Source organism: Sinorhizobium numidicum (assembly GCF_029892045.1).
Classification (GTDB): Bacteria; Pseudomonadota; Alphaproteobacteria; order Rhizobiales; family Rhizobiaceae; genus Sinorhizobium; species Sinorhizobium numidicum.
Genome location: NZ_CP120368.1, coordinates 2,232,132 through 2,245,831 on the forward strand (window position 1 = coordinate 2,232,132; position 13,700 = coordinate 2,245,831).

The 13,700-nt window shown below is 60.8% G+C and carries 13 protein-coding genes and 1 pseudogene; 6 read left to right on the plus strand and 8 right to left on the minus strand.

The genetic code is table 11. From position 1 onward, the window contains the following. The first annotated feature begins 19 nt into the window (after positions 1 to 19). Positions 20 to 2,068 carry an ASKHA domain-containing protein gene (locus PYH37_RS21885; protein WP_280733508.1) on the plus strand — a complete coding sequence of 683 codons (2,049 nt, stop codon included), beginning with the start codon at positions 20 to 22 and terminating at the stop codon, positions 2,066 to 2,068. 12 nt (positions 2,069 to 2,080) lie between these two features. On the opposite strand, the gene PYH37_RS21890 is transcribed toward PYH37_RS21885, so the two are convergent. The 4 genes from PYH37_RS21890 to PYH37_RS21905 all read right to left on the minus strand — a co-directional run bounded on the left by PYH37_RS21890 (position 2,081) and on the right by PYH37_RS21905 (position 4,854). Next, the gene (locus PYH37_RS21890; RefSeq protein WP_280733509.1) at positions 2,081 to 2,797 is read right to left on the minus strand and encodes a hypothetical protein; all 717 of its coding nucleotides are present in this window, start codon (positions 2,795 to 2,797) and stop codon (positions 2,081 to 2,083) included. Positions 2,798 to 3,043: 246 nt separating this feature from the next. Further along, positions 3,044 to 3,505: an SRPBCC family protein gene (locus tag PYH37_RS21895; protein WP_280733510.1), complete on the minus strand. Its 462-nt coding sequence runs from the start codon at positions 3,503 to 3,505 to the stop codon at positions 3,044 to 3,046. A gap of 55 nt (positions 3,506 to 3,560) precedes the next feature. Further along, complete coding sequence (locus PYH37_RS21900; RefSeq protein ID WP_280733511.1) at positions 3,561 to 3,896, minus strand: ArsR/SmtB family transcription factor; 336 nt, start codon at positions 3,894 to 3,896, stop codon at positions 3,561 to 3,563. A 67-nt stretch (positions 3,897 to 3,963) separates the two neighbouring features. Beyond that, positions 3,964 to 4,854: a LysR substrate-binding domain-containing protein gene (locus PYH37_RS21905; RefSeq protein WP_280733512.1), complete on the minus strand. Its 891-nt coding sequence runs from the start codon at positions 4,852 to 4,854 to the stop codon at positions 3,964 to 3,966. A 166-nt stretch (positions 4,855 to 5,020) separates the two neighbouring features. Between PYH37_RS21905 and PYH37_RS21910 the strand changes: the two genes are divergently transcribed. After that, a complete protein-coding gene (locus tag PYH37_RS21910) occupies positions 5,021 to 5,365 on the plus strand; it encodes a hypothetical protein (protein ID WP_280733513.1) in 345 nt (114 codons plus the stop codon). A gap of 98 nt (positions 5,366 to 5,463) precedes the next feature. Continuing rightward, positions 5,464 to 5,661 carry a hypothetical protein gene (locus tag PYH37_RS21915; RefSeq protein WP_280733514.1) on the plus strand — a complete coding sequence of 66 codons (198 nt, stop codon included), beginning with the start codon at positions 5,464 to 5,466 and terminating at the stop codon, positions 5,659 to 5,661. Between the two features lie 248 nt (positions 5,662 to 5,909). Here PYH37_RS21915 and PYH37_RS21920 read toward each other — a convergent pair. After that, positions 5,910 to 6,913 (minus strand): annotated as a pseudogene (locus PYH37_RS21920) (alpha/beta hydrolase family protein). A gap of 190 nt (positions 6,914 to 7,103) precedes the next feature. On the opposite strand from PYH37_RS21920, the gene PYH37_RS21925 reads away from it, so the two are divergent. Continuing rightward, the gene (locus tag PYH37_RS21925) at positions 7,104 to 8,267 is read left to right on the plus strand and encodes an FAD-dependent monooxygenase (RefSeq protein WP_280733515.1); all 1,164 of its coding nucleotides are present in this window, start codon (positions 7,104 to 7,106) and stop codon (positions 8,265 to 8,267) included. A 174-nt stretch (positions 8,268 to 8,441) separates the two neighbouring features. Further along, positions 8,442 to 9,050, plus strand: a complete 609-nt coding sequence (locus PYH37_RS21930) for a YdeI/OmpD-associated family protein (RefSeq protein WP_280733516.1) — start codon at positions 8,442 to 8,444, stop codon at positions 9,048 to 9,050. Positions 9,051 to 9,165: 115 nt separating this feature from the next. Here PYH37_RS21930 and dmeF read toward each other — a convergent pair whose 3' ends face one another. After that, positions 9,166 to 10,140: a CDF family Co(II)/Ni(II) efflux transporter DmeF gene (dmeF, locus tag PYH37_RS21935; RefSeq protein WP_280733517.1), complete on the minus strand. Its 975-nt coding sequence runs from the start codon at positions 10,138 to 10,140 to the stop codon at positions 9,166 to 9,168. Beyond that, positions 10,137 to 10,415 carry a metal/formaldehyde-sensitive transcriptional repressor gene (locus PYH37_RS21940; protein ID WP_280733518.1) on the minus strand — a complete coding sequence of 93 codons (279 nt, stop codon included), beginning with the start codon at positions 10,413 to 10,415 and terminating at the stop codon, positions 10,137 to 10,139. Before PYH37_RS21940 ends, dmeF begins: the two co-directional genes overlap by 4 nt. A 427-nt stretch (positions 10,416 to 10,842) precedes the next feature. Between PYH37_RS21940 and PYH37_RS21945 the strand changes: the two genes are divergently transcribed. Continuing rightward, positions 10,843 to 11,847, plus strand: coding sequence for a GlxA family transcriptional regulator (locus PYH37_RS21945; protein ID WP_280733519.1), 1,005 nt, complete (start codon positions 10,843 to 10,845; stop codon positions 11,845 to 11,847). A gap of 210 nt (positions 11,848 to 12,057) precedes the next feature. Here the strand turns inward: PYH37_RS21945 and PYH37_RS21950 are convergent, their stop codons facing one another. Further along, the gene (locus PYH37_RS21950; RefSeq protein WP_280733520.1) at positions 12,058 to 13,302 is read right to left on the minus strand and encodes a GGDEF domain-containing protein; all 1,245 of its coding nucleotides are present in this window, start codon (positions 13,300 to 13,302) and stop codon (positions 12,058 to 12,060) included. Between the last annotated feature and the right edge of the window lie 398 nt (positions 13,303 to 13,700).

The window sequence follows — 13,700 nt, forward strand, 5'->3', positions numbered from 1 at the left end:
TCCACTGGCGAGATAGGAAATGTTGAACGTGTCGCCGAAGGAAGACAAGAACGATCCGCTGGTGCTCTTCATGCCATCGGGCAAGCGCGGCCGCTTTCCGGTCGGCACGCCCGTGCTCGATGCCGCCCGCTCCCTCGGGGTCTACGTTGAAAGCGTCTGCGGCGGGCGCGGCATCTGCGGACGTTGTCAGGTCGAGGTGCAGGAGGGCCGCTTCGCCAAGCACGGCATCACCTCCTCGAATGAGCATATTTCCGAACTCGGCCCCAAGGAGACGCGCTACGCGGAAAAGCGGGACCTGAAAGAGGGCCGCCGCCTCTCCTGCTCCGCCACCGTACTCGGCGATCTCGTCATCGACGTGCCACAGGATACCGCCGTCAACGCCCAGATCGTGCGCAAGGACTCCGATGGCCGCGTGATCGAGCGCAATGCCGCGATCCACATGTGCTATGTCGAGGTCGAGGAGCCGGACATGCACAAGCCCCTTGGCGATCTCGACCGGTTGAAGGCGGCCCTTGCCGCGCAATGGGGGCTCGCCGAAATCGACGTCGATTTTCACATTCTGCCGCAGGTTCAGTCGATTCTGCGCAAGGGCGAGTGGCAGGTAACGGCGGCGATCCACCGCGACGAGGAGCATGAGCGCCCGCGAATGATCGCGCTCTATCCGGGCCTCAAGAACGAGGCCTACGGGATTGCCTGCGACATCGGTTCGACGACGATCGCCATGCATCTGTCGTCGCTGCTTTCCGGCCGCACCGTCGCTTCCGCCGGCGCATCGAACCCGCAGATCCGCTTCGGCGAGGATCTGATGAGCCGCGTCTCCTACGTCATGATGAACCCGGATGGCCGCGAGGCGATGACGAACGCGGTACGCGAGGCGCTGAACGGCCTCATCGACCGCGTCTGCGCCGAGGGCGGCGTGTCGCGCGAGGACATTCTCGACGCCGTCTTCGTCGGCAATCCGATCATGCACCACCTCTTCCTCGGCATCGACCCGACCGAGCTCGGCGGCGCCCCATTCGCACTTGCCATTTCCGGCGCCGTCTCGCTTGCCGCGCATGAAATCGGTCTGTCGATGAACCGCGGAACGCGCGTCTATGTACTCCCCTGCATCGCGGGTCATGTCGGTGCCGATGCCGCCGCCGCCACGCTGACGGAAGGTCCGCACCGCCAGGACGAGATGATGCTGCTCGTCGATATCGGCACCAACGCCGAGATCGTGCTCGGTAACCGGAAGCGCACGGTCGCCGCATCCTCGCCGACCGGTCCTGCCTTCGAGGGCGCCGAGATCTCCAGCGGCCAGCGCGCAGCACCCGGCGCGATCGAGCGCGTGCGCATCGATCCGGTCACGCTCGAGCCGCGCTTCCGCGTGATCGGCATCGAACCGTGGTCGGACGAGCCGGGATTTGCCGAGGGCGCGGCAGCGATCGGCGTCACCGGCATCTGCGGTTCGGGCATTATCGAGGTGATCGCCGAGATGTTCCTCGCCGGCATCATCTCCGAAGACGGCGTCGTCGACGGGTCGCTCGCAGCCCGCTCGCCGCGAATCCTGCAGACCGGGCGTACCTTCTCCTATCTGCTCCATGAAGGCGAGCAACGCATTGCGATTACCCAGAACGACGTGCGCGCCATCCAGCTCGCCAAGGCGGCGCTCTATGCCGGCGTCAAGCTCCTGATGGACAAGCAGGGCATCCATCATGTCGATCGCATCGGCCTTGCCGGCGCCTTCGGCACCTTCATCGACCCGAAATATGCGATGGTCCTCGGCCTCATTCCCGACTGCGACCTTGCCAAGGTGAAGGCCGTCGGCAACGCCGCCGGCACCGGCGCGCGCATGTGCCTCCTCAACCGCGGTCACCGCCGCGAGATCGAAGAAACCGTAAGGAAAATCGAGAAGATAGAGACCGCTCTTGAATCGAAGTTTCAGGAGCACTTCGTTTACGCCATGGCCATGCCGAACAAGGTGGACGCCTTCCCGAAACTCGCCGAAGTCGTCACCCTGCCAGAGCGCAAGGTGCTTGCCGAGGATGAAGGCGGCGGTGGTCGTCGCCGTCGCCGCAGCCGGGAGTAGACGGCGGTCCAATCAAAACGTCGTTCGGGAGACAATGCTTGCCCGCTCGCGCGGAGCGATACGCTGCGTTGACGGTGGCAGTTTAAACGCACGTCCCATCGACAACGTCGATGAGCCCGGAATTGCCGCTTCGACGGCCGCGACGTGGTCCGCGCTGACTTTGTTGCGGACACAGGCTCCCCGGATGTCCCATAGATTCTTCGCCACGGCGCTGTTCACGGCTGCTGTGATTGCCGAGCCGGCGATGTCGTCGCGCCGAACGCTTCCGGCTTCAACCAGACCCCGGATTGCCTCGCCCAAGACAACGGCCGAGTCCCGAAAGGTGACATGCCGGACGTCATCGAAGCGCGCGTCATCCTCCCCGTCTAGAATGCAATGATGCGCAGTGAACAGCCAGTCATGGATCATATAGGCGGGAGCATAACCCCACGGCGAAAGCCCCTTAAACATTTGCGCCACCTTTGGAATGGATCCGCCATCCGTGTACATCAACCCCGGCCTGATGACGGCACCGGGCGCACCGGAATCGGAGCGGCGAAACGTCAAGGGATCCTTCGGATCCGGCACGAAGACAAACCGCCCGTCGCCTGACGACGCGCTGCCTTCGCCTACCCACATGACGAAAAGACTGCCGCTGAAGGTGCCCGGTTTAAGATCAGAATAATCCAGAGAGATACATCCGCTCAACGCCGCCAGAACGCTGAGCCTGAGAACGACCGGCTTGAGCATCAGGTTCCCCGTTTCTGACCGGTTGAGGTAAGCCGACAGTCTGTATATGAACTTGCTGCGCTTAAAGCTGCCTAGAGCGACGACTGAATTTCGGCCGTCGATCTAGGCAGACATTTTGGCAATTGCCTTATTAGCAATTCAGAAAACACGCGAAGGAATGTGACGCTCTCGGGCGAGCATGTCAATCGTTCACCACCTGCGCGAGCTTTCTACATCTTGGCGACCGTCGGCAGGCTTCGACGATTCTCACGCCATCTTGGCAGCATACGACGCCAACAGGCCGCCCCAGCCTTTTTCGGAATCGAACACGCCGTGCATGTCCGCGGCCTTCGCACCGTAATTCGCCAGTTGGCGATGTTCGAGAAGGACGGTGGTCTCGTTCTCTCCCGTCGCTTGAAAATAGACTTCCACCTCGGTGTGGAAGGCTGGGTCGAAGTCGAAATCGGCATTGAGCTGCCAGGCGAAAAGGATGCGATGCGGTGGGTCGCAATCGATAACGCGACCCCAGTCGCATTCCTCGCCGGCGTTGCCGATTTCGTACCAGCGGCCACCGGCAACGGGCTCGACGATCACCGTCTTCTGGCCTGATTGGGACACGCTGTGGCCCTTGATCCACCACGTCCCCATGCCGTTGACGAAGAGGTCGAACGCCTTTTCCGGCGATGCGCGGACGATAACGGATTTACGGACCGGCTCGATCGTCTGCATGATATCTCCTCCCGTTGGTTCAACTATCGTCGCTCGGATGCGACGGAAGACCGCCTTACGATTCTCCACCCGGCGGCCGTGACAGATCGTCCACCGCCTCAACGGCCGTCTTGAAGGCGGTAAGCTGGTCGCCCCAGAAACGGTCCAGCCATTGCCTGAGCGGTCCGAGTGCCGCCGGGTCGATCGAATAGATACGCCGCGCGCCCGACGGTTCGTCGCGGACGAGGCGCGCCTCTTTCAGAACCTTCAGATGCTGCGAAATCGCCGGTTGCGAAACCGGCATCGTCCGCGCGAGCTCCGCAACGGACTGCCGCCTTGCGGCCACGCTTTCGAAGATCGCGCGGCGCGTCGGGTCGGCGAGTGCCATAAACAATTTACCTTCATAAGTCATAACTTATTATAAGTCGTGACTTATGAAAGTCAACTGCGTCTGAGCCGGGACGGCTGACCGCCCTCGCCTATTGGGTCTGGAGTTCGGCGAAGGCCTCGCGCACATGGTCGGCGACCGCCAGCACCGGCGCCGGCGCATCGTCGATCACCTTGAGGCCGATATCGTAATGGCCGAGATCCGGCAGGCCATCGCGCTCGCCGAGCTGGATCATATCCCCCTGCACGAGGTAGCGTGGCAGCGGCGCAATGGCGAGCCCGGCCCGAACCGCCGCCCGCTGTCCGGTCGTATAGGCGCTCAGGAATGCGACGCGGAAGTTGCGGCCGGCCCGGGACAGCTTCTCGACGGCATCGGCACGCCATACGCAGCCATCCTCCCACATGGAAACCGGCAGCGGATCGCGCAGATGCGCGTTGCCGCATTTCGCACCAGCCCAGACAAGCTTTTCCTGCATCAGGATCTCACCATCCTTCGAAGCCTCGTCCGAAAGGCTGTTGTAGATGGCGATGTCCAGGCGGTGTTCGTCGACCCGCTTGCGCATGGCGTTGCTCATGCCGATCGAGACGTCGATCGTCACATTGGGATAGGTTTCGGCAAAGCGCTTCAACACGTCCGGCAGAATCCGCTCACCCACGTCCTCGGGCGCGCCGACACGGACCACTCCGTTCATGTCGGGCACCAGGAAGCGCGACACGGTCTCGTTGTTGAGCGACAGCAGACGGCGGGCAAAGCCGAGCAACAGCTCGCCCTTCGGCGTCAGCGATACCGAGCGCGCATCGCGCAGGAAAAGCGTGCAGCCGAGCATCTCTTCGAGCTTCTTGATCTGCATCGAGACGGCTGACGGCGTGCGATAGACCGTCTCCGCTGCGGTCGTGAAATTGCCGGTCTCGGCGATGGCCACGAAAGTCTTCAGCACATCCATTTCGAGCAGCGGAAGCGCGTGGCGCAGCATCATATTCATGGCGGCATCCTCATTCAGAAAAACTGAAAGATAGCTTAACTTCATTTCGTTTGATTGAACATCACACTGGAGCGATAGTCAAGCTGCAAGGACGGACGGAAGCGTGAACTTAAGATGCAAAGCGGTTCTTCGCCCGAACCCCGCTCCAACTCAGGAGGAGAAGACAATGTCTGCTCTAACATTGGCGATCAACAACGCCGCAACCGCTGAAAGAAGGAGGACGGGTCAAGCGAGAGGGCAGCGAACGGCTCTTCGCGGTGAAGCCGCTCCACACACCGCGGACGACGGCGACGTCGTTCTCGCCCTGCTGTCGCGGGCGCGCTCGTTCATCGAACGCATGGCCACCAAACGGCAGGCCAGCAACGTAAACAGGAATCGGGTGGAAAGCCGCCGCCAATTGGCGAAACTCCCGGTACAGGTCAGAAACGACCTGTTACTTCCGGAACAGCCACCGATCAGAACGCCTGATAGAAACGGTTGGTATGGAGCGGCAACCGATCACAATGTTTGATGAAGAACATCAAACATATTCGTTTGAATGATCAATCAGGTTGCACCATAAACCGATCATGGTCGCGACCTTTTGAGAAACTCAGAAGGAACCAGAAAATGTCCACGAACGAGCATTCAACCCTATCAAGCCAGAGCCTTTCGGCCCTGCCCGGCCTGTTCAGCTTGCGCGCCCGCGCCTGGGCCGCCTGGAAGCGGCACCGCAACGAACGCGTGCTGGAGAACCTCTCCTATGACACGCTGAAGGATATCGGCTTTCCCTCCGTCGACGATGCGGTGCACAAGACGGAACAATGAATACCAACGCCAAATGCCACCCTCCCGGCATTGACCGCAAAGTGAACCTCTGAAGGGCATTCCCGCAAAACGGAATGCCCTTTTTGTTTTGGGGCGCGGGCGCTTTGCGCCATGAGCAGTCAGAGCGACTTGGTATAAAGCAAAGCTAGCGCGGGATGAGGAAAAGTGTGCGCGGTTTTCCGCCCGCATCCCGCGCTAATTTATTAGAATCGATCACGTTCATGATTTTGGGTCGATCCGACCTAAAATCATCGTGATCTAGGGAACGGAACCAGCCTTGCTGCCATTTGCGCGAGGATATCGTGAATAGCCCGCCGATCCACGCCTTCCGCATCGGTGAAGACTTCGGGTGCAAGCGTCATGCCGCGAGGCGTCGGTTCTGACACGAAGACATAATGGTCTATTCCACCCTTCAAGATATCGAGCTTACTACTCTTCACCTGTCCATGGAGCCAGCCGCAGCACTCCTCCGCTGGCGCAATCGTATCGGCATCTCCGCCGATAATTTGAATCGGCCTTGTGACCTGCCTCAGGCTCACAGTCGAAAAACCCAACACCGAGCGCCCAGGCGCAAGAACGAGAGCAGCATCGAATCGGCATCGCCATAGTCATCTGATCGGCGATTCCACGACGCTCGGAAGATTTCGCTCTCTCTCAGCAACGGAACTATTCGGTCCGCCAGATCGGGAAATTCTCTAGGCCCGCGAATCGGGCTCTTTACCGGGTTTGCGGGTTCAAATTGAGAATAGGCGACACGAGCCCCCATCAGTAGCATCGCGGTATAGGCACCGGCAGAGAAACCGGCGACGCAGGCACGGGCACTGACCCGACCTCCCAGTTGTTTTCGCCAAGTATGATCGTCGAGTAAGAGGCTAAGGTCGCGTGCTCGTTCCCAAAGGCAGATGAACCCTTCCGGCCTACGGGGTTCGGCACCGGTATGACCGTGATGATTGGCCGCCAGACAAACGAACCCTCTTTGCGCCAATCGGTAAGCGAGCCATTCGAGCCCGGCCGCAATTCCTCCGGTTCCATGGGATAGCAACACTAAGGGATGTGGCGTGTCCGTGGGTCTGAGAGCCGCATCACCCGCTACTGGCCCCCTCTGAAACAAGGATGCGCCAGGTATTGCAACCTCAAGTGCGCCATCATCGGCAGGGTACCAAACCGCCCAGGACAGAGGACGCGGCCCATCGCCAGACCAGTTTAACCTGCCCTCGTCAAAAGAGAGACCTTCAGCGAAACCAACCGGCACTTTCCTGCTCCCAGGCGTGGCTCTCAAGCGTCGCGAACTTTGGCATATCAGACTCGCCAGCATTGCGGCGTTGATCGTCGATCCGTCTGCCTATTTCGGCCCAGATCGGAACCGTAGCAAAGAGCGGCCGTTAGGAGAACAGCCACGAGCGGCTTCGCTTGCCGTCGATCTCAATGCTGAAGGGTATATCGTGCGGGCTGTAATCATAGGAGCAGGGATAGCGGGACTGACTGCGGCCAAAGGCTTGCGCCTCCTTGGATGGGAGGTGGAGATCTACGAACAGGCACCGGAGCTGAAGGCACTGGGAGCCGGGCTCAGTCTCAGTGCCAATGCGCTTCGGGCCCTGCGCGTCCTCGGGCTTTACGACGCGGTCATCGCGGATGCCCAGCCGATTGACCGGCTTGACCTCCTAAACCGGCAAGGGGCTGTTCTCCAGACCACAGATTTCGCGCAGTTCAGCGCGAGATACGGTCATCTGAGCATGGTCGTGCTCCACCGTGGCGCTCTGCAGCGGGCGCTTCTTTCGGAACTGTCGGTCCCGATCCACACAGGAATGGAGTGCGTCACCGCCTGTGAGGATGAGAAGCGGGTCGTCCTGACCTTTGCCGGCGGCGAGACTGTTGAGGCCGAATTCGTGCTCGCCTGCGACGGTATTCACTCGGCCGTTCGCAAATCGCTGTTTCCTGATTCTCGCGAGCATTTCGCGAAATACACCTGCTGGCGTGCCATTTCCTCCGGCCTGCCGCGTGGGCTGTCGCCCACCCGTCTCACCGAAACCTGGGACGCCGGCAAGCGCCTCGGTCTCGCCGCGATCCCCGGCGAGCAGGTGTATTGGTTTGCCTGCTGCAATGCCGACGCGATCGCCGATCCCGCACTGTCGCACATCGGCGTTTCCGAGCTTCAGGCAATGTTCTCGGACTTCCATGATCCCGTACCGGAGGTCTTGGGCAAGACGCCACCTGATTCGCTGATTTGGACCGACATTCTGGACATTGATCCGTTGCCCTCCTTCACCCGCGGGCGTGTCGTTCTGCTCGGCGATGCAGCCCATGCAGTGACGCCGGACCTCGGGCAAGGAGCGGGCCTCGCCATCGAAGATGCGGCCGTGCTCGCGGCGCTTCTCGGAAACCACCCGGTCAACGACGCTCTGCGCGAATATGATGCGCGCCGCGTCGGTCGGGCACACAAGATTGCGGCCGCGTCGCGGCTCTATGCGAAAGTGGCTCAGTGGCACAATCCGCTGATCGTACCGATCCGCAATGTCCTTGTCAGAAGCATTCCGGAGCGCTTTATGGACCGGCAACTCGATGCCGTTCTCGACATCGCGTTCGAGCCGGTCAAGGCGGCGGCGTAGCAAAGACGATCGATGTTTCACGGATCAACGTCCGGCGATACCGCGTGGCTCGGGAGCCGAAGCAACCTTGAAATCTTGCAACTGGCGCATGTCGTTCATTTTTGCTTTCGTAAGCGCGGCGGCAATCCGTCCGCCAAGCCAGCGGAACCGTTGGGTTTTTTACGAGAGCGGGTCATGGGCGAGAAGGAACTGCCGGTCATTCACTTTCCGGACGCCAAGGCGTTCGAGGCGTGGATCGCGCAAAAGGGCAGCGATTGCCCCGGCCTTTGGGTGAAATTCGCCAAGAAGGCGTCCGGCATCGCGAGCATCACGCCTAAGGAAGCGCTCGACGTTGCGCTTTGCCACGGGTGGATCGATGGGCAGCGGAGCGGGCTCGACCACAACTATTACCTGAACAAGTACACGCCGCGGCGGGCACGGAGCAGGTGGTCCGAGATCAATCGTGCACGCGCGCTGGAATTGATCGAGGAGGGACGCATGGCGCCCGACGGTCTTGCCGAGGTGGAGCGGGCCAAGGCGGATGGGCGGTGGGATGCCGCCGCCGCGCCCCCGAGCAAAGCGACCGTGCCGGACGATCTGCACGAAGCGCTCGCGCGGAACGCCCCCGCGAAGGCGCTGTTCGACGAACTGGACAGCCAAAATCGCTACGCGATCCTCTTCCGTATCCAGGACGCGAAGAAGGCGGAGACACGAAAAGCTCGCATCGAGAAATTTGTCGAGATGCTTGCGAGAGGCGAAACGCCCTATCCGAGAAGAAAGGCGCGCTCGGAACGAAAATCCTGAGCGTAACGCCGCTAGAGCGCCGTGCGTTCAAGTGAACGCACAAAGGACGCTCTAGCACTTTAGATTCTAGAGCATCTTGTCCGCTTCCAGCGGTTCCGCTTGAAAGCGGGATGCTCTAAGCCGCCAAGCGCTCGACTTCGATCGTCACGTGAGAAAGTTCATGGATATGCGCGAGCTTGCCGCGGTAGAGCGACGGGCTTTGTGGATTCTCCGTCACCAGCGAAACAATGGCTCCGTGATGGCCGGGGCCGAGCTGCCAGACATGCAGGTCGGTAATCCGGTCGCCGTCCTTTTCGATCGCCGCGCGGATTTCGTCCGGCAGATCCTCGCCGGGCGGGACGTAATCCAGAAGGACGCTGCCTGTATCCCTAATCAGCCCTGAGGACCAGCGGGCAATCACCAGCGCGCCGACGATGCCCATCAGTGGATCGAGCCATAGCCAGCCATAGAGGCTGCCGGCCGTGAGCGCCACAATGGCGAGAACGGAGGTGAGCGCATCCGCCAGCACATGGAGATAGGCGGCGCGCAAGTTGTTGTCGCGGCCGTGGCCATGATCCTGATGATCGCCGTGGTCGTGATCATGGCCGTGGCGATGATGGTGGCTATGACCGTGGTGATGCGCATGGTCTTCGCGAAGCAGCCAGGCGCAGGCGAGATTGACCACGAGGCCGAGCACGGCGACGGAAATCGCCTGCGGAAAGCTGATTGCAACCGGATTGGCAAGCCGAACGAGGCTTTCCCAGCCGATAAGCAGCGCAATCAGGGCGAGCACGATCGCGCTCGCAAAGCCAGCGAGATCGCCGAGCTTGCCAGTGCCGAAGGTGAAGCGCGGGTTGCGGGCATTGCGCCGGGCATAGAAATAGGCGAGCGCCGCGATCAGCATGGCCGCCGCGTGGGTTGACATGTGCCAGCCGTCGGCGACCAGCGCCATCGAACCGTAGAACGTGCCCGCAGCGATTTCCCCAACCATCATTGCTGTGGTCAATGCGATCACGAGCCAGGTGCGACGCTCGTTGCGCCGGTGATTGCCGCCGAGGAAGACATGGTCATGGCCGAGCCGTTCGGATGCGGAAGATTGGGCTTTGCTCATTTCAGGTATCTCCTGACGACCTCGATCAATTCGGCGGCACCCTGCTGCCGGTCGCGGTCGGTTTCGACGCCCGGGCCGGCCACGTGCTCGCGGATATGGTCCTCGATCAGCTCGACGGTCAGCCCCTGGACGGCGCCGCGCACCGAGGCGACAAGGTTGAGAATGTCCCCGCAGGGCTGTTCGGCTTCGAGCGCGCGCTCGATCGCCTCCATCTGTCCCTTGAGGCGGCGGACACGGGCGAGCAGTTTGGTTTGATTTCTGATCGTGTGTGACATAGTATAGGGGCCTACCCTATTTTCCCTCAAATGCCAAGCGCTTCGGGACCCGGCAGACAACAGCATAGTGCCGGATTTCGGGCCGCAAACCTACCGGCGCAATAGAGCCCGCCGTCCCGGCTTGTCAGATACCGACATTCCACAATCCGGGAATTGGAGCGTCGCAATCGGCAAGTATGCAACCGGAGCGAGCGAGCACAAAATTTGTTCAGGTCTGAGCGATTTTTGCCCAATTGCGCCAGTGCTGCCCAGTATTTTGTCGCATTCTGCAAATTCGCCGAAATGTCGGTCTGAACGGTCTCAATCCGCGATGTCGCAATGCGAAATTTCTTTCCAGTCGCGGCTTTCCATGCCAATGTCGCAAATCGACAAGCCGAGCGATATGTTCCACGCGACGAATATACGCAGCCGTAGCTTGGGAGGCCTTATGAACAAACCGTTGACCAAAAAGCGTTCGCTCGTCTTCTTTCTGGTACCGAATTTTTCCATGCTGCCTTTTTCGGCAGCAATCGAAACGCTCCGGATTGCCAACCGGATGCTCGGTTACGACGCCTATACGTGGCGTCTCGCGTCGACCGACGGTCAGAAGGTGATTTCCTCCGCTGGCATTGCTCTCGAGGTCAACACCTCGCTCGCGGACGAGCGCAAGTTTCTCGGCGGCGAAAACCGTCCGTCGATGGTGCTGGTCTGTTCCGGCGTCTACGTCGAGGAGTTCCAGAACAAATCGGTCAATGCCTGGCTGCGCGAGGTCTATAACCGCGGCGTTGCGGTCGGCAGCCTCTGTACGGGAGCCCATGTGCTGGCCTCGGCAGGCCTGCTCACGGGCAAGCGCTGCGCTATCCATTGGGAAAACCTGCCGGGCTTCTCCGAGAGCTTCCCGCAGGCTGAAGTCTATGCCGACCTCTACGAGATCGACAGCAACATTTACACCTGTGCCGGCGGCACCGCCTCGCTCGACATGATGCTGAACCTGATTGACCAGGATTTCGGCGAGAACCTCGTCAACCGGGTTTGCGAGCAGGCGCTCACCGACCGCGTGCGCGGGCCGCATGACCGCCAGCGCCTCCCCTTGCGCGCCCGCCTCGGCGTTCAGAATTCCAAGGTTCTCTCGATCATCGAGTTGATGGAAAGCAACCTCGCCGAGCCGCTATCGCTGCTCGATATCGCCGAAAGCGCCGATCTCTCGCGCCGCCAGATCGAGCGGCTGTTCCGCCAGGAAATGGGCCGCTCGCCGGCACGCTACTACCTGGAGATCCGGCTCGACCGCGCCCGGCACCTGCTTATCCAGTCGTCGATGCCGGTCGTGGAAGTGGCCGTTGCCTGCGGCTTCGTCTCCGCGTCGCATTTTTCCAAGTGTTATCGCGAACTCTACAATCGCTCGCCGCAGCAGGAACGCGCCGAGCGCAAGCTGACGCTGCAGATGGCGCGCTGACGGGGGAAAAGGGCGAGCGGATTGGAAAACCGCCGCTCGTTTACCTTTTTCGTACTCGCAGAGCGCTGATAACGCCGCCACCGCATAATTCCTTAAATCGGAATCGATTTATGGAAAAAGTTATGCAGCAATTCAAAGTGCTACAGCGATCTTTGACCGTCTGAATAGACGCGCGGCGCCGTAGGCGACCGAAGATGGCCGGGTCCTCGATCAGGACGCCAGCGCATCGAGCAGCGCCAGTTCCGACATCACCCGGTTCCGGCCGGCATGCTTCGCCATGTAGAGGAACTGGTCGGCGGCGTGCAGGTAGTTTTCAAAGGATTCGGGCGCTTCGATCGTCGCAAGGCCGATCGAGACCGTGATCGTCAGTTCTTCGTCATCGGCGACGATCTTTGCCTTCGCCAACTCGGCCCGCAGCCGTTCGCAGAAGGCGAAGGCCTGGCGGACATCGAGCCCGTCGAAGAGAATACCGAATTCCTCGCCGCCGAGACGCGCCAGCAGATGCTCCTCACCCACTAGAGCTTTCAATCGCCGCGCGACATGCTTCAGCACAAGGTCGCCGATTTCGTGCCCATAGGTATCGTTGAGCCGCTTGAAATGGTCGATGTCGAGAACGGCGATCGACGTGCCCTCGCCGCGTCTTAGGTATTGCTCGACGAGCCGCGGCCCGGTGAGGAAGAAATGGCGGCGGTTGAAGATATCCGTCAGATAGTCGCTTGCCGCCGCGCGCCGGAGCGCCTGGATGCGTTTCTGGAGCGTGGCGGCATGGCGCACGCGGCCGCTGAACTCGGCTTCCAGGAAAGGCTTTCGGAGGAAATCCGCGCCACCCGCCTCGATGAAGCGCGCCGCGAGCCGCGCATCGCCATGCTCCGAGAGCCCGATAACCGGCACGGCATACTCGCCCTGACGTTTGCGGACCTCGTCAAGCAGGTCTGCACCCGCCATATCGGCAAGCTCCGTGTCGGTCACGATGACGTCGATCGTCTCGCCCGCGTCAAACATCTGCAATGCTTCGCCGGCCTCGGTCACTTCGATGACGGAAAGCCGCTGCCGCCGCAGAATGCCAGCGAGGTCTAGTCGCGAGGCTTTGTTCGAATCGACGAGCATCACCGTGGTCCGACCATTGGTAAGCGCCCGATCGACCGCTGCGATCAGCCGGCCGATCGATTCCGGTTCGTTCTTGATGACGCAGTCGATAACGCCCCTCTCCAGGATCTGATCGCGCGTGCGGTCATTGAAAGTCGCGGTGAAGACGATGACAGGCACTCCACCCGCAAGCACAAACTCCAGCGCCTCGCAGTTCGGCGCATCGGGCAGGTTAAGATCGACGACGGCAAGCGAAAACGCCTCCGCGGCTACGGCGAATTCCGCTTTCGCCGCTTCAAGCGAAGCGCAATGGGTGACATTTATGCCGTGCATCAGCTCGAGGCCGGATTTTAGAGCCGTCGCGAACATCCGCGAATCCTCAATGAGAAGCAAACGCTTGTCGCGATGCTTCTGCACGGAATTCAACCGTCCCGGCGCGCGGCGCAATCTCACGATCTCTTGAGCCCCATCCCCCAAAACACATTCACGATGTCAAACCGTTCCGACATCACTTGACCAGCAGCCGCGCACGGCGGCGTTGGCAGGCGTATCTTGCTATAGCGCCGCGCGTCTTTTCAGACGCATAAAGGACGCCGTAGCACCATGAATTGCAGCATGTTTTTGTCTTTGAATCGGCTCCGATCCAAGCGCCCTACGCCGTTCAGGCACAGAAGGACGCCCCATGTCCGATTCACGAAATCATGCAGCAAGTGATGCTGGTCGAGCATGCAAATGCACCCGGTCCGCGCCTGCCGAAGTTGCCGTTC